The sequence below is a fragment of the Mycobacterium sp. M26 genome, from assembly GCF_001494595.1.
Taxonomy (GTDB): domain Bacteria; phylum Actinomycetota; class Actinomycetes; order Mycobacteriales; family Mycobacteriaceae; genus Mycobacterium.
Map to the genome: position 1 here is coordinate 2,006,905 of NZ_LN929908.1, position 14,886 is coordinate 2,021,790.

14 protein-coding genes and 1 pseudogene are annotated in these 14,886 nt (G+C 65.8%); 8 read left to right on the forward strand and 7 right to left on the reverse strand.

What is annotated here, in order from left to right; genetic code table 11:
• Positions 1 to 154: 154 nt before the first annotated feature.
• Together BN3385_RS18860 and BN3385_RS18865 are read right to left on the reverse strand one after the other, a co-directional pair.
• Positions 155 to 1,234, reverse strand: a complete 1,080-nt coding sequence (locus BN3385_RS18860; RefSeq protein ID WP_059018936.1) for an NAD(P)H-dependent amine dehydrogenase family protein — start codon at positions 1,232 to 1,234, stop codon at positions 155 to 157.
• Positions 1,235 to 1,245: 11 nt separating this feature from the next.
• The gene (locus tag BN3385_RS18865) at positions 1,246 to 2,262 is read right to left on the reverse strand and encodes an aromatic ring-hydroxylating dioxygenase subunit alpha (RefSeq protein ID WP_059018938.1); all 1,017 of its coding nucleotides are present in this window, start codon (positions 2,260 to 2,262) and stop codon (positions 1,246 to 1,248) included.
• 67 nt (positions 2,263 to 2,329) lie between these two features.
• Between BN3385_RS18865 and BN3385_RS18870 the strand changes: the two genes are divergently transcribed.
• Positions 2,330 to 2,965, forward strand: a complete 636-nt coding sequence (locus BN3385_RS18870; RefSeq protein WP_059018940.1) for a TetR/AcrR family transcriptional regulator — start codon at positions 2,330 to 2,332, stop codon at positions 2,963 to 2,965.
• Positions 2,966 to 2,984: 19 nt separating this feature from the next.
• Complete coding sequence (locus BN3385_RS18875; RefSeq protein ID WP_059018942.1) at positions 2,985 to 3,707, forward strand: HNH endonuclease family protein; 723 nt, start codon at positions 2,985 to 2,987, stop codon at positions 3,705 to 3,707.
• 3 nt (positions 3,708 to 3,710) lie between these two features.
• Here BN3385_RS18875 and BN3385_RS18880 read toward each other — a convergent pair whose 3' ends face one another.
• Positions 3,711 to 4,286: a TetR/AcrR family transcriptional regulator gene (locus BN3385_RS18880; RefSeq protein ID WP_059018944.1), complete on the reverse strand. Its 576-nt coding sequence runs from the start codon at positions 4,284 to 4,286 to the stop codon at positions 3,711 to 3,713.
• Positions 4,287 to 4,386: 100 nt separating this feature from the next.
• Between BN3385_RS18880 and BN3385_RS18885 the strand changes: the two genes are divergently transcribed.
• Genes BN3385_RS18885 through BN3385_RS18900 form a run of 4 tightly spaced genes read left to right on the forward strand, consistent with a single transcriptional unit; the run spans position 4,387 to position 6,673 of the window.
• Positions 4,387 to 5,094, forward strand: coding sequence for a hypothetical protein (locus tag BN3385_RS18885; protein WP_059018946.1), 708 nt, complete (start codon positions 4,387 to 4,389; stop codon positions 5,092 to 5,094).
• Positions 5,091 to 5,831: a hypothetical protein gene (locus tag BN3385_RS18890; protein WP_059018948.1), complete on the forward strand. Its 741-nt coding sequence runs from the start codon at positions 5,091 to 5,093 to the stop codon at positions 5,829 to 5,831. Before BN3385_RS18885 ends, BN3385_RS18890 begins: the two co-directional genes overlap by 4 nt.
• Complete coding sequence (locus tag BN3385_RS18895; protein WP_059018951.1) at positions 5,828 to 6,403, forward strand: cytochrome c oxidase subunit 3; 576 nt, start codon at positions 5,828 to 5,830, stop codon at positions 6,401 to 6,403. The genes BN3385_RS18890 and BN3385_RS18895 overlap by 4 nt, the downstream gene beginning before the upstream one ends.
• Before the next feature lie 6 nt (positions 6,404 to 6,409).
• The gene (locus BN3385_RS18900; RefSeq protein WP_059018952.1) at positions 6,410 to 6,673 is read left to right on the forward strand and encodes a cytochrome C oxidase subunit IV family protein; all 264 of its coding nucleotides are present in this window, start codon (positions 6,410 to 6,412) and stop codon (positions 6,671 to 6,673) included.
• On the opposite strand, the gene BN3385_RS18905 is transcribed toward BN3385_RS18900, so the two are convergent.
• Positions 6,674 to 7,444 carry a DUF1295 domain-containing protein gene (locus BN3385_RS18905; RefSeq protein WP_231748765.1) on the reverse strand — a complete coding sequence of 257 codons (771 nt, stop codon included), beginning with the start codon at positions 7,442 to 7,444 and terminating at the stop codon, positions 6,674 to 6,676. It lies immediately after the preceding gene.
• Positions 7,445 to 7,475: 31 nt separating this feature from the next.
• Complete coding sequence (gene aceA / locus BN3385_RS18910) at positions 7,476 to 9,767, reverse strand: isocitrate lyase ICL2 (RefSeq protein ID WP_059018957.1); 2,292 nt, start codon at positions 9,765 to 9,767, stop codon at positions 7,476 to 7,478.
• A gap of 448 nt (positions 9,768 to 10,215) precedes the next feature.
• On the opposite strand from aceA, the gene BN3385_RS18915 reads away from it, so the two are divergent.
• Together BN3385_RS18915 and BN3385_RS18920 are read left to right on the forward strand one after the other, a co-directional pair.
• Positions 10,216 to 11,415 carry an MCE family protein gene (locus tag BN3385_RS18915; protein WP_059022147.1) on the forward strand — a complete coding sequence of 400 codons (1,200 nt, stop codon included), beginning with the start codon at positions 10,216 to 10,218 and terminating at the stop codon, positions 11,413 to 11,415.
• Positions 11,416 to 11,439: 24 nt separating this feature from the next.
• Positions 11,440 to 12,891, forward strand: coding sequence for an APC family permease (locus BN3385_RS18920; RefSeq protein ID WP_059018959.1), 1,452 nt, complete (start codon positions 11,440 to 11,442; stop codon positions 12,889 to 12,891).
• A 352-nt stretch (positions 12,892 to 13,243) separates the two neighbouring features.
• Here BN3385_RS18920 and BN3385_RS28300 read toward each other — a convergent pair.
• A pseudogene (locus BN3385_RS28300) lies at positions 13,244 to 13,615 on the reverse strand (peptidoglycan endopeptidase); the annotation flags it as partial.
• Positions 13,616 to 13,968: 353 nt separating this feature from the next.
• On the reverse strand, positions 13,969 to 14,880 hold the full coding sequence (locus BN3385_RS18930; protein ID WP_059018960.1) for an enoyl-CoA hydratase: 912 nt from the start codon (positions 14,878 to 14,880) through the stop codon (positions 13,969 to 13,971).
• Between the last annotated feature and the right edge of the window lie 6 nt (positions 14,881 to 14,886).

Sequence of the window (14,886 nt, forward strand, 5' to 3'; positions counted from 1 at the left end):
CGCCGACGCAAATTCTCGTCGGCGGCAGGCATTGACCGGAAATTCACGCCCTGAACTGGGCGTTCATCTTCCGTTCACCGAACCGAATCCCCAGCGATACTGTTGGAGTTTCAGTTCGCTCCGAGCGGCCTCGTTGCAGCGGAAACTCGCGGGCCTATTTTTTGAATCGGCCAGCAAATCCGCGCAGCGGCAGGTCTGCGCTTGTGATCAGACCGGGCGGGGCTGCGACCACCGAGGCGATGGCGTTGAGCGCGGGCAGCCCGGTGACCGTCATGCCGATGGAGGCGAACGAGTCCGGATCGGAGAGGTCCACGCCGGGCTTCGGGAAGATCATGTGCTTGTTGTAGATGCACGGATCACCCTTGATCTGGGTGATGTAGCAGCCCTTGATGTCCCAACTCGGGTCGGTGTGCGGTGTCATCTGCCACTCCAGGTGGGTCTCGACGCGTGGCACACCGTCGACCAGGCCCTGGTACTTGATGTAGTTGCCGCCCAGCGATCCCTTCGGCAACACGTACCAGCCCAGGTCGACATCCTTGGTGCAGGCTCCGAGTTCGTAGCTGAAGGTCACCTCGTCGAGCTGCAGGTCGAAGCAGTCCGCCATCATCAGCACGCTGTCGGTGAAGACGCGGGTGTACTTCTCCAACTTGCCCGGGATGCTCGGGTCATCCACGGGCAGGCCATAGCCCACCTCGATCCAGGTGTCCTTGGAGTGATGGCAGGACACGTCGACCGACTCGATGGTGGTGACGTTCTCGATCTCCGCCACGTCCGCCGAGCAGACCACACCGAGAATCTGGTTGACGCCGGGGTTCATGCCGGTGCCGTAGAACGTGGAACCGCCCTTCTCGCAAGCCTCTTGGAGCAGCTGGGTGACCGGCTTGCCGGAGGGGTGCGGATGGTTGGTGTCGCGGTGCCAGCCGGTGATCCAGTCGGCGGTGGTCACGATGTTGATTCCGGCTTCGAGCACTGCGACGTAGAGGTCTTCGTCGGGGAAGACGCCGTGGAACGTCAACACATCGGGTTTGGCGGCGATGATCTCCTCGACTGATCCTGTCGCGGTGACGCCGATCGGGCCGATGCCGACGATCTCGCCGGCGTCCCGCCCGATTTTGTCCGGCGTATAGCAGTGCAGGCCGACCAGTTGCAGGTCGGGACGATGCGCCATCCGCTTGATCATCTCGGAACCGACATTGCCGGTGGCGACCTGGAAAACCCGGACCGGTGTGGACATGGACGTACTCCTCAATCGTGTTGTGCCGCAGCGGGATGCAGCTGGGCCGGATTATCGGGGTAGAACTGGTTGGCCCACGTGCGGAATGCCGTGAAGCCGTCGTATTCGGAGGTCGCCAGGGCCGGGCGCAGCGTGTAGCGCTGGTGCTGCCAGATCTCGATGTCGGCGGCGAACTGGTCGATCACCATTTGGGCGAACTCGCGGGCCTTGCGCTCGGCCTTCTCGCTGTCGTCGCCGGCGACCCGGCCGATGTAGACCATGAACCGGATGTCGGAGGTGTACTCGTCGACGGGGGTGATCGCGGAGATGGTCCGGTTGTCCACCATCCCCCAACTCTTGGTCACCGCCACGCCCAGTCCGCCGTTGATCGCCTCCACGCCGCTGTTGACGTCGTCGATGATCTGACCCTCGTCGCCCTCGAAGGTGATCGTGAAGTCGACGTAGGACACCGGGGTGTCGAAATCGTGGCGGGTGAACAACGGCACGATCGGTGTTTGGTGCACGTACTTGAAATGGGCGAAGTCGACGCCGTTTTCGAGCACGTACTGCGGATGGATCTGCAGCCGGGAGCGGAATAGTCGCGCTTGCGGGTAGTAGTCGTCGGCGCAACTGTTGTCGTGGAAGTCGGCGAAGATGTCCGGAACGTCGAAGTAGGGCTCGCGGGCTTCGGTGTCGTGCCAGATGTAGATCGACGAGTTGCGCTCGACCACCGGGTAGGTGCGGATGCGCCGGCCGCGGTTGGGCCGGTCCTCGTAGGGGATGCAGACGTTGCGGCCCTCGCTGTTCCACTGCCAGCCGTGGAACGGGCACTGGATGACCTCGCCGACGACGGTGCCGCCGTACCCGAGATGGGCGCCGAGGTGCTCGCAGTAGGCGTCCATCACGGTCACCGCGCCCGACTCGGCGCGCCAGGCCACCATGTCGAGATCGAAGTAGGTCATCCGGTGGACGTCGCCGACATTGATCTCGTCGGACCAAGCCACCTGAAACCACCCGGTCGGCTTCATCGGCAGGGCTGGTTTGGGCATGTCGGCGAGTCTAGGAATCCTTCATAGAGGTGTCAATGAAACTCGCGGGGCGGGCTACCATCCAGGGATGGCGGAAGCGGACAGCGCGCGGCGCAGGCCGAACCGGCGGGGTTCGGCCACGCGCGAGAACCTGCTGGAGGCGGCCTTGACCGCCTTGGCGTCCGGGGACCCGGGCGCGGTGTCGGCCAACCGCATCGCCAAGGAGATCGGCGCGACGTGGGGCACCGTTCAGTACCAGTTCGGCGACACCGACGGGTTCTGGGCCGCGGTGCTGCGCTACACCGCCGAGCGGCGGGCCAACATCTTCAGCCCGCCCGACCGGCCGGCCAGCCTGCGGGAGCGGGTGTCGCGGATCATCGACACGCTCTACGCCGGGCTGACCAACCGCGACTCGCGGGCCATCGAGAACCTGCGAGCCGTATTGCCCAGTGAGAACACCGAACTCGAGCGGCTCTACCCGCAGACCGCGGCCGAGCTGATCTCCTGGCGGCAAAGCTGGCTGGAGACCTGTCAGAAGGCCTTCGCCGATCTGCATGTCGACCCGCAGCGGGTGCGCGAGGTCGCCACCCTGATCCCCGGTGCCATGCGGGGCATCGCCTCGGAGAAGCAACTGGGCACCTATGCCGACCTCGACGAGGCGCGCCGGGCCTTGACCAACGCCATCGTGGCCTACCTCGACGACGGCCGTGACGTCTCGGCGTAGACGCCGCGGCGCGTTCGTGATGCTCGCCGTACTGGTGGTCGGCGCCGTCCTGAGTCTGGTGCTGTGGGATCGGCATCAGGCCGAGCGGCGCACGTCCGGCCCGTCGCCGACGTGGACGGCGACACCCTCCACAAGCGCGCCTGCACCGCCGCCGGCGACAGGTGCTGCGACGCCGCGGTTCGATCAGGCACGCGCTCAACTCGCGGCGCTGCCGGTCAAGGGCTGGGATCGCACCCAGGACTTTCAGCGCTGGCGGTTCGGCAAGGCCTGGAGTGACGACGTGAACGTCGAGTTCGGCCACAACGGCTGCAACACCCGCGATGACATCCTGCGGCGCGACCTGACCAACCTCGTCGTGCGCTCCGGTACCTGCTACGCCCAGACGGGAGTTCTGCACGACCCGTACACCGGCACCGTCATCGATTTCGTTCGCGGTCCCGAGACGTCCAACACCGTCGAGATCGACCACGTGGTCTCGCTGGCCGACGCCTGGTACAAGGGCGCCCGAGCCTGGGATCCGCAGCGCCGCCTCGATTTCGCCAACGATCCGCGCAACCTGCTCGCGGTGAGCCCGAAGGCCAACTTCGACAAGGCATTCCGCGACGCCGCCTCGTGGTTGCCGCCCAACGAGGCCTTCCGCTGTGACTTCGTGGCGCGTCAGGTGGAGGTCAAAGCCGCCTACGGGCTGTGGCTGTCGGCCAAGGAGAAGCAGGCGATGGCCGACGTGCTGGCCCGCTGCTGAGCCTCAGGTGATCAGGCGCCGGGCGTGCTTGAGCAGATAGGCGCGCAGTGCGTCGTCGTCGACGTCGACGGTCAGCGGGTGCATCACCGCCACCCCGATCGCACCCGCCAGCATGGCCGCGCCCAGTCGCGCCTCCTGGCCCGCCTCGCCGATCAGCACTCCGTAGAGCCGCGCGATGTACTGCTGAAACGGGGGATGGGCGGCCAGTAGCCGCACCACCACCGGATCGAACTGCAGCGTGCTGGCCAGCCGCCGGTCCTCGACCGCCAGATCGATGATGGCTTTGAGCAGGGTGTCCTTGGCGCGCTTGGTATTCGGTGCGGATTCAGCCGCCTCCAGCGCCTCGTCGAGCCGTCCCAGCCCGCGCTCGGTGGCGGCGATGACGATGTCGTCCTTGGCCTTGAACTGCCGGTACACCGCAGCTTTGGTGACGCCGAGGCTGTCGGCGATCATCTGCAGCGAGGTGCCACTGACACCGTGCTGTGCGAACAGGTCCAGCGCGGCATCCAGCACCCGGGTCTGCGCGGCGGTGCGTGGCACTCGGGACCATGCCGGCGTGCCGGCGCTGTCGGCGCTCACGAGAGCCAGGATAGCCGAACACTATTGACCCCTTAGTTGCCGATCGGCTACTTTCGCCGGTAGCCGATCGGCAACCAAACGCGCTCGTGAGGACTCGACGATGAGACGACTCGACGGTGAGCTCATCCTGTGGTGGACGCTTCCGGTGCTGCTGATCCTGTGGGTTGGCGCATTCCTCATGTTCCCGGGCTTCCACCCGCCGATGGCCCCGACCATGCCGGTCGACGACGTCGCGGCCTTCTATCGCGACAACACCGCGCGGGTGCAGTACAGCATGATCCTGTTCAACTGGTTCGGCGCGGGACTACTGCCGATCCTGATGCTGATCGCCATGCAGATCCGCCGGATGGCCCATCGCACCCCGATCCTGCGCTATTGCGTGATCAGTTGCGCCGCAGGCGGGCCCACCCTGTTCCTCGTGGGCAATCTGTTCTGGCTCATCGCCGCCTTCCGGCCTGAGCGCGCCCCCGAACTGACCCAGCTGCTCAACGACCTCGCCTGGATCGCCTTCACCGCCGGCGTACCGTTCCTGATCGCCCAAAGCGTCTTCATCGCGCTGGCGATCTTCCTGGACGACCCCGCGAGCCCGGTCCTGCCGCGCTGGGTGGCCCCCTTCAACCTCGCTGTCGCCGCTGCGCTGACGCCTGCCGCCTTCACCGCGCTGGCCCACGACGGCCCGTTCGCCTGGAACGGCGCGCTGTCCTTCTGGTTGAAGAACGCGGCGATCGCGGTCTGGATCCTGGTGATGGCAGCGGTGCTGGGGCAGGCGATTGCGCGGGAGCGCCGGGCGGCGGCGGTCGGGGCGTGATCACCGCGTGGCGGGCGAATCCGAAGAGCGAGCTGTGGTTCGCGTGGTGGACCACGGTGGTGTTCTATCAGGTTTTCGGGTTGGTGTTCTTCGTGCTCACCCGAACCCAGCCGCCGCCACCGCCGGGCTGGGACGCCGCCCGGATCGCGCAGTGGTTCAACGACAATCACCACGGTCTGCTGATCGGCTTCGCGATGATGTTCCTGGTCACCGGAATGGTCGCGCCGGCCAACGCGCTGATTGCGTACTCCATGCGCCGCATGTCGATCAGTCCGGCCTTCGGGTACGCCTACCTGGTGATGTACGCGCTCAGCGCAGTCCCCGGACTGCTCCTGCTATGCATCGCCCTATCGGTGGGGGCGATGCGGCCGGACCGCGACCCGGAACTCATCGCCTGGATCTACGACTTCGCCTTCCTCACGTATATCGGCACGATGGGGATCTTCCTGCTGGGGTCGCTGGTGTGGATGGCGGCCATACTCATCGACACCAACCGGGTGTTCCCGACATGGTTCGGCTACCTGAACCTGTGCAACGCCCTGACTGAGGTGGTGGTGTCCCCGGCCTGGCTGTTTCATCGCGGCGTCTTCGCCTGGAACGGACTGATCGCCTGGTGGATCAACATGGTCGTGTTCGTCACCTACACCGCGGTCTTCATCACACTGCTGCGCAGGATGATCCAGCGCGAGGACTTCGGTACCGGAAAGTTGCCCGACCTGGCCGGAGCGCCGGCATGACCGCCACCGCGTCCCGCGAACAGCACCGCTTCATCCCGGGCCAGCCCGACATGTGGGCGTTCGTGCTCTTCGAAACGCTACTGTTCACCAGCTATTTCGCGGTGTACCTGTTCTCCCGGGCGCGCGAGGAGAACCTCTACCTCCAGGCCCAGTCCCACCTCGAACTACGCGTCGGGGTTCTCAATACCGTGGTGCTGCTGTCCAGTTCCTGGGCCGTCGCCCGGTGTGTCCAGGCGGCCCGCGAGGGCCGTTATCGATCGGCGCTGTCCCACGCGCTGCTGACCGGTGGGCTGGGCGTGGTCTTTCTGGCGTCCAAGACCGCGGAGTGGGTCAAGCAGGTGCGGGCGGGCAATACGTTCACCACCAACGACTTCTTCATGCACTACTACTTCCTGACCGGTCTGCACTGTGTTCACCTGCTGATCGGCTTCGTGGTCATCGGCATCGTCGTCCACCAGATCCGTGGCCCGGCCCGCCGCTCGCAAATCCTGATCGAGACCGGGGCCACCTACTGGCACACGGTGGACTTCCTGTGGGTGCTGATCTTCGCGATGCTCTACGTGGTGAGGTGACACCGGATGCGACTGGTCATCGTCTGGGCTGCGCTCAGTGCCCTCACCCTGAGCTATCTGTGGCTGGATCATTCCGCGGGCCGGGCCGCGAGCACCGCGGTGACCGCAGCCGCCATCGCCATCGCACTGGTCAAGGTGCGCCTCATCTTTCGTGAATTCATGGAGGTCCGGCACGCCCCGGTGCTGCTGGGCCGGCTCACCGATGCCTGGCTGGCGGTGATGGCGATCAGCCTGCTGGGTGCCTACGTCGCGGGTAGCGCGCTGAACTGATCACGACCGCCGGGGCGGGCGCGGGAAGAACCCACTGGTGCGGGCGACATAGGCGTCGTAGGCCGGGCCGCGGCTACGGCGCATGTTCTTCTCCAGCAATGCCTTTCCGCTGACCTTGACCAGGAAGAAGCCCATCAGCAGCGGTGAGATGACGGTGACCAGACCGGCTGGATGGCCCAGCGCCAGCAGCCACAGCCCGACCCAGACGCACACATCGCCGAAGTAGTTCGGGTGCCGAGTCCACGCCCACAGGCCACGGTCCATGATCTGGCCGGCGTTGGCCGGGTCCTTCTTGAACCGGGTGAGTTGCAGATCCCCGAGCGCCTCGAAAGCGAACCCGATCACCCACACCGCGATGCCCAGTGCGCCAACGATTCCCAATGGAGCGCGCTGGTACATCGCGAACTGGACCGGCACCGACACCAGGTACAGGATCACCGCCTGCGGGAGGTAGATCTTGCGGGCGACGTACCCGGCCAGCGATCCGGCGCGATGACTCATGATCGCGTCGTAGCGCGGGTCCTGGCCGTGGCCGACGTTACGGATCCCGATATGCAGACCGAGCCGGATACCCCAGATCGCCGTCAGCGCCAGCACCACCAGACGGCGGACGTCGTCACCTCCGCTGTGCCGCGAGGCCAGGTAGCTGACCACGGCCACCAGGACGAACCCCGGTCCCCAGAAGATGTCAACGATCGACTGGTTGCGCACCCGGATCGACAACGCCATGATCGCGGCGAAGTACACCGCGACGACCAGGGCACACAGCAACAGGTTGACGCCGACGGCGCCCCAGGACAGCTCAGTCCTCCTTGTTGATCAAGCGGGTGAGGGCGGCGCGGTCAGGCTCCAGCAGTTCGGCGATGCGGGCCTGGTTGACATCGGCCACGAGGATCTCGCCGACATCCTTGTGCACATCGCTGAAGATGCCGTGCGCCTTCATCTTGTCGGCCTGGTACACGTTGTCCTCGGTGGGCGTCACGTAGTACACGGCGTCGGCCTTGAACCGGTGCACCATCCACAGGTGGATCACCGTCATCAGCCGCTTCTGGCGCAGCTTCTCGGCGTAGGTGTTCTGGTCGCGCACCTGCAGGATGCTGCGGCCGTGGCGGTCCTTGATCGGGTCGAAGACCACGTCGGCCAGCTTCTCACCGTCGTCGGCCCCGTAGATGCCCAGTTCTAGGACGTCGGAGCCGGCGCGGCGCGGCCGCAGCTGGACCCGCAACTTCTCACCGAGTTCGTAGTGCTCGCTCCACAACGCCAGCCAGTCCTCGAGCAGCTTCTTGGGCACCTCGGTCTGCACCAGATGCTGATGCTGCGTGGAGCCTGCGCCCATCGCCTTGGTGGTCGCGGTGCGACCCGAGGAAGCCGCCAGCGCGGCATCGCTGCGCGGTCCGCCGACGAGGGTTTGCGGTGTGCGGTAAGGAGATTCGACGAGCCGCATCTTGCGCTGCAGCCGGGCCAGCGCGAGCATGCCGTCCTGTCGCAGTGCGGTGGCGAACTCCTCAGCCGCGACACCGTCGATCTGGTGACCGCCGTACGTCATGAAGTTGAAGACGAAGCCCATCTTCCCGATCTCCTCCGGGAAGGCCCGCATCTGCTCATCGCTCATACCGGTGGTGTCCCAGTTGAAGGATGGCGAGAGGTTGTAGGCCAGCATCTTGTCCGGGTAGACGGCGTGGATGGCGTCGGCGAACTCCTTGGCGTCGGCCAGGTCGGCGGTTTTGGTCTCCATCCACAACAGATCGGCAAACGGTGCTGCGGCAAGGGATTTGGCGATCGCATACGGAATGCCGCCGCGCACCTGGTAATAGCCCTCGGGTGTCCTGGCCCGCTCGCAGTCCCAGGCGGCGTCGACACCGAGCCCACGCGCCTTCTCCCGCGCGGCGTACAGCGAGGCTGTCTTGGCGAACGCCTTCCAGTCCGCGACGCTCATGTCCAGCGACTCGCCTTCGCTCTCGCGGAACTTGAGCAACTCGGCCACGGCGTCGCCGTAGGTCTCCAGGCCCGCGTCGTCCTGCCAGGCTTCGACGAACGCCGACTCGACCTTGTCGAACAGCGAATCCAGGGAACCCTTGCGGCCGTCGAGCCACGCCGTCGCGGCATCGCTGACCGCAGCGCCGATGCCGTGCTTGTCCAGCCAGGCGTCGGCCACGGCGTACTCGCCCTCGGGCAGGGCGTAGAGGAGGTGGCCGTTGAGTTCGGTGACACCGGAGTCGTAGAAGCGGCGCACCATCGCCAGGAAACACGCCTTGTAGGGCGGGATCTTGAGATTGGTGGCACCCAGCAGGAACGGCTGGTCGCGCTCGTCGGCGCGGCTCTCGACCAGGTTGGCGGCCTCGGCGTCGGTGCGGGCGACGATGATGCCGGGCACCCGCATGATGTCGAGCTGGAAGCGCGCGGTGTTGAGGCGCTTGATCTGCTCATCGGAGGGAACCAGAACCTTGCCGCCCTGGTGACCGCATTTCTTGGTACCCGGACGCTGATCCTCGATGTGGTAGCCGGACACCCCGGCCTCGACGAAGCGCCTGATGAGGTTGCGGACGTGCGGATCCCCACCGTGGCCGGTGTCGGCGTCGGCGATGATGAACGGCCGGTAGTCGACGGCCGGGGTGGCGGCACGCTGCTCGTCGGTCATCTGCAACCGCAGGAACTGCTGGTTGCGGTCGGCGGTCAGCAGCGCCCGCACCAGGCCGGCGGCCTCGTCGGGGACCTGGCTGAGCGGGTAGCTGGCGAGGTCGGGACCCGGGTCCTCGGTGACCGAGCCCTTGGCCGAGGTGGCCCACCCACCCAGATAGATGCCCTCGATCCCCATCCGCTTCATCGTCACGGCCTGGCCGGGGGAGTACGGGCCGAAGGTGGTGATGCTCTTCTTCTGCGCGAACAGCTCTTTGAGCCGCTGATAGAAGGCGGTCGAGGCTTCCCTGGCCACGGTGTAGTCGACCGGGATGGTGCCGCGTTGCTCGACGACCTGCCGGGCGGTGTAGAGGCGGGTGATCCCCTCGAAACGTGGGCTGTCGAAGTACCGCTGGGTGTCGGCGACCTCCTCGTCGAATCCCGACTGGGTCACTGGGTCCGCTTCGATGATGGACATGAGTCGTACGCTCCTCGTTGAGCTGGTTCCCGCGCAGGCGTCGTCGCCCTGGCGACGTTGTCGATTATCCCGACTCCACTGCCAACTGGAGTAGCTTTGGCCGCACTCGGCATCGACCGTCCCGAAACCCGTGCGCCCACGGTGACGCGACAGACCCGCTCTCGCGCGATGGGCAAACGGATTCGCGTGTGGTTCGGAATTTATTTCGGAGCCCGTCAATAATTGCGAGCAATCATGGAATCAGCTGTGCGACAGCACCATTAGACGAAATCCTATGAATTGACATCCGGGACACAAATTCGGCGATGTCCAATATGCGGCGAATTACGCGAATGCGCTTCACTCGAATTCCTCACTCGGGTACATTCCTGTGGTCCGCCTCACTGTGATCGACGGGTGGACGGCACCGAATCGCACTTCGGGTTGGGGGAAGGAGACGGGCATCGCGATGAGCTTCGCCGATCGCCCCCCACTCAAGACCGTCGGGCTGGTCACGGTGCTGGTCTGCGCGCTGGTCCTGACGCTGATCTATCTGCAGTTCCGCGGCGATCTGTCGCCGAAGACGACGCTGACTATGGTGGCCAACCGGTCCGGCCTGGTGATGGATCCGGGATCCAAGGTGACCTACAACGGGGTGGTGATCGGGCGGGTCGGCACGGTGTCGTCGACCAACCGCGACGACAGGTCGGTGGCGCGGGTCACCCTGGATGTCGACTCGCGCTACCTGTCGTCCATCCCCGCCAACGTCCGCGCCGACATCAAGGCCAGCACGGTGTTCGGCAACAAGTACATCGCGCTGACCGCACCCCAAGACCCCTCGGCTGCGCGCATCAGCGCCACCGACGTCATCGACGCGACGTCGGTGACGACCGAGTTCAACACCCTGTTCGAAACGGTCACCTCCATCGCCGAGAAGGTCGACCCGATCCAGCTCAATCTGACGCTGTCGGCCACCGCTGAGGCGCTGAATGGGCTGGGTTCCAAGTTCGGCCGTTCCCTCGTCAACGGCAACGCGATCCTCGACGACGTCAACCCGCAGATGCCTCAGATCCGCTTCAACATCCAGCGGCTCGCCGACCTCGCCGACGTCTACGCCAAAGCCAGCCCGAATCTATGGGACGGTCTGGAGAACGCGGTGACCACGGCCCGATCGCTCAACGAGCAGCAGTCGGACATCGACGCGGCGCTGCTGGCATCGATCGGATTCGGCAACACCGGTGCCGACATCTTCGAGCGCAGCAGCCCCTACTTGGTCCGCGCGGCCGCCGACCTGGTGCCCAGCACCCGCCTGCTGGATAAGTACAGCCCCTCGATTCTGTGCGGCATCCGCAACATCGCCGGGGCCCTGCCCGCCGCGTCGGACTCCTTCGGGGGCAACGGCTACTCCCTGAGCACCGTCACCGAGATCCTCGGGGCGCCGAACCCGTATGTCTATCCGGACAACCTGCCAAGGACCAACGGTCAGGGCGGCCCGGGCGGGGCGCCCGGATGTTGGCAGACGATCGACCGAAACTTCTGGCCCGCACCGTATCTGGTGGTCGATGACGGTGCCTCGATCGCGCCGTACAACCACTTCGAACTCGGCCAGCCGCTGCTCACCGAATACGTGTGGGGCCGCCAGGTCGGGGAGAACACCATCAACCCCTAAGGTTGCTGGCCTACCCTGTCCCCGATGAACGCGGGAGAAGAGCCGAACACCGGGGCGACCCTGCGGCGGACGCTCAACGTCTGGTCGGCAGTCGGAGTCTCGGTGGCACTGATGGCCCCGTCGATGGCCATCAACATCAATCCGCAGGGCACCGCGGCGGCGGTCGGCCGCGCCGTTCCGCTGGCCTTCCTGATGGCCACCGTGGGTGTGCTGCTGATCGCCCACACCTTCGTGCGGCTCTCGCAGCGCTACAGCCACTCCGGCAGTGTCTATGCCTTCGTCGGTCTGACGCTCGGACCGCGCGCCGGCAGTGTGGCCGGCTGGCTCAACGCGGGTACTTACCTCTTCTACGGAGCGGTGACCTCCACGGCGGCCGGGATCTTCCTGACCGATCTCGCACGAAAGGTGTTCGGCGCCAGTGCAGTACCGGACTGGGCGGGCTTCCCGTTCGCCTGGCTGGTGCTGATCGCGGTGTGGCTGCTGTCGGTGCGGGAGATCAAGCGCGGGACGGCGCTGCTGCTGGCGGTCGAGGGTCTGACGATCGCCGTGATTCTGGTGGTCGCGGCGATCACCCTGGGCAAACTGATCACCGGCCATGCCCCGGGTGGTCAGCGGGTGGACTTCTCGGTGTTCACCATTGCGCCGGGAACCTCGGTATCGACGGTGTTCCTCGGAATTGTGTTCGGCTTCTTGTCTTTTGCCGGTTTCGAGGCGGCCGCGACACTGGGCGAGGAGACCCGCGAGCCGCGCCGCAACATCCCCCGGGCCATTCTCGGTACCGCACTGTTCGGCGGTGCCTTCTTCGTCGTCGTCACGGCGATCGAGATGATGGCATTCGGCACCGACCCCCAGGGAGTCGCGGCGTTCACCAAATCCGAAGCGCTGATGGGGGATCTGTCCGAGCAGTATGTCGCCCCGTGGCTGTCCTATGTGATCGTCGTCGGCGCCACCTTCAGTGCGGCGGCGTGCTGTCTGGCCAGTGTGGTGGGAGCCTCCCGGTTGATGTTCGCCCTCAGTCGCGACGGGATGGGCCCAGCCGCGCTGGCGGCGGTTCATCCCGTGCGCAACACGCCCCACCTGGCGGCGACCGCGGGTGTGCTGGTGGTGCTGGCGATTCAGGCGCTGGGCTGGGCAGCCCTGCGTGCCGCGCCATTCGACGTGTTCACCATCTCGGCAACAGCGGGCACTCTCATTCTGTTGGTGGCCTACGCGCTGGCTACCGTGGGTGCCGTTCGGCTGCTGTTCTTCTCCGCTCGCGGCGAGGTCCGCGCGTGGGAGGTGGTCATCCCGGTGCTGGGTCTGGCGCTCCTGGGCTACACGCTCTACCGCAATGTCATTCCGCTCCCAACCGGGTCGGCACTGTGGGGACCGGGGCTGGCTATCGGGGTGCTAGCCGTGGTCGTGATCGTGACCTTGGCCCGACCGGCCGCGGCGCGGCAGGCGGGTGCCAAACTGCTCAGCCAGTCCGGCTTCTGACGCAAGAACCGCACTGCGTCGGTGCGATGCAGTGCGGTTCTTGTGCGATCAGGGTCAGGCGGGCATTCCCGCGGGGTCACCGGGCAGTGGCGTGACGTTGCCGACCGGGACGACGTCCGGAGCCGGCGGGAGTCCGTCGGCAGGCGGCGGAGGCGGAGGAGCATCGGTGACGCCCACGACCTCGGGGGCAGGTCCCTCCGGCGGCGGCGGGGGCAGCGGAACGTCGGGTGCCGGCGGGGCATCCGGTGCCGGTGCGGCCGGATCGGTCTGCATCTCCTGCGCCGGCATCGGCAGGTACATGTGATGGGTGAACTGCTTCTGGTAGGCGATCGGTCTGCATCTCCTGCGCCGGCATCGGCAGGTACATGTGATGGGTGAACTGCTTCTGGTAGGCGCCGCCGCCACCGACGCGCACCCCGCCGCCTTCGCCGCTGGACACCGGTGTGCCGTCGGGCAGCGTGACAGCGGTGTGGCGGCTGTTCCAGCCGATCACCAGGGAGTTGGGGGCAGTGCCGTAGTGGAAGCCACGGGCGAGCAGAGCGGCCTCTTCGTTTCCGGTGTGAAACCGGCTGCCGAACGCGGGTCGGCCGGTGGCCACATTGGACACCCACGAGGCCAGCCCCGAGCAGTCGGTCCCGGCGGGTGTGTCACCACCGGGGATGTACGGCGTGCCGGATACCTGGTTCACCAGGGCCAGCAACGACGCGGTCGCGATACCAAACATGCGGCCGAACGTAACAACATATTTTGGGCTTCGCCAAAACCTGTGGTTTCCATCACGTTTGGCGAAAACCTATGGCGCACAGCATAAAAACAGCGATAAATGCGAACACAATCGGCGTCGCAGAGTTTGAGCAGTAAGCGAATTATGTTGTGGAGAAGCAGGTTTCGAGAAGTGAAATCGGCAGCGGAATCGGGGGCCGTGGTGGGTATGGTCAACGGGCCGATGTCAATTCGGCTGGCGCTAGCAACGAAATTTCGCTGAACGCGTGACGTTCCCGATACTGCTTAATCGATTCAGAAGACCCGATCCGACGTACCGCCGTGATCTTCGGCGAGACGTCGGATCGTGGGCTTTCAGTCCTGTGCGCGGACCTGATCCTTGACCGCGGGCACGATCGGCGGGGCGGTCCGCCAGTTAGGCAAACCGTCTTCCTCAAGGCCGACCGGGAACCCGTTCTCATGCACCTGCGCCCAATGCGAGTGATTGAGCTGATGCAGCGTGAAACAGGCGTTGAGGGCGTTGTAGAACCCCATGTTGTCCACCGACTGGTTCACGGCCTCCTTGGCCAACAGCGCCGCCATCGTCGGGACCTCGGCGATGCGACGGGCGAACTGCAGCGTTTTGTCGGCGAGCTCGTCTTCGGGGAAGACCTTGGACACCATGCCGAGCTGGTAGGCCTCGTCGACGGTCAGCGCGTCGCCGGTGAGCATCAGTTCCTTGGTCTTACGCGGACCGAACTCCCACGGATGCGCGAAGTACTCGACACCGCACATCCCCAGCCGGGTGCCCACCACGTCGGCGAAGCGGGTGTTCTCGGCGGCAATGATCAGGTCGCAGGCCCACATCAGCATCAGTGCGGCGGCATACACGTCACCATGCACCTGCGCGATGGTGATCTTGCGCAGATCCCGCCAGCGCCGGGTGTTGGCGAAGAAGTGGTGCCATTCCTGCAGCATCAGGCTCTCCGCGCCCTCCCGCGTCCCGCCATTGACCCGGTAGCTCGGGTGCTGGTCGGGGCCCGGGGTGTATTCGGCGCGCGAGACCGCCGAGCCCAGGTCGTGGCCCGAGGAGAACATCGGTCCGAGTCCGCCGAGAATGACGACGCGCACCTGGTCGTCGGCCTCGGCGCGCAGGAACGCCTCGTTCAGCTCGACCAGCAGGCCCCGGTTCTGGGCATTGCGGGCGTCGGGGCGGTTGAGCATGATCCGGGCGATGCGGCCCTCGTCGAGTTCTTCGTAGGTGACGAAGCGGTAATCCTGTGACATATCGGC

Coding starts and splice junctions, on each gene's coding strand:
- BN3385_RS18860 (WP_059018936.1), bottom strand. CDS start 1,234: ATGTCCACACCGGTCCGGGTTTTCCAGGTCGCCACCGGCAATGTCGGT.
- BN3385_RS18865 (WP_059018938.1), bottom strand. CDS start 2,262: ATGCCCAAACCAGCCCTGCCGATGAAGCCGACCGGGTGGTTTCAGGTG.
- BN3385_RS18870 (WP_059018940.1), top strand. CDS start 2,330: ATGGCGGAAGCGGACAGCGCGCGGCGCAGGCCGAACCGGCGGGGTTCG.
- BN3385_RS18875 (WP_059018942.1), top strand. CDS start 2,985: ATGCTCGCCGTACTGGTGGTCGGCGCCGTCCTGAGTCTGGTGCTGTGG.
- BN3385_RS18885 (WP_059018946.1), top strand. CDS start 4,387: ATGAGACGACTCGACGGTGAGCTCATCCTGTGGTGGACGCTTCCGGTG.
- BN3385_RS18895 (WP_059018951.1), top strand. CDS start 5,828: ATGACCGCCACCGCGTCCCGCGAACAGCACCGCTTCATCCCGGGCCAG.
- BN3385_RS18900 (WP_059018952.1), top strand. CDS start 6,410: ATGCGACTGGTCATCGTCTGGGCTGCGCTCAGTGCCCTCACCCTGAGC.
- aceA (WP_059018957.1), bottom strand. CDS start 9,767: ATGTCCATCATCGAAGCGGACCCAGTGACCCAGTCGGGATTCGACGAG.
- BN3385_RS18915 (WP_059022147.1), top strand. CDS start 10,216: ATGAGCTTCGCCGATCGCCCCCCACTCAAGACCGTCGGGCTGGTCACG.
- BN3385_RS18920 (WP_059018959.1), top strand. CDS start 11,440: ATGAACGCGGGAGAAGAGCCGAACACCGGGGCGACCCTGCGGCGGACG.
- BN3385_RS18930 (WP_059018960.1), bottom strand. CDS start 14,880: ATGTCACAGGATTACCGCTTCGTCACCTACGAAGAACTCGACGAGGGC.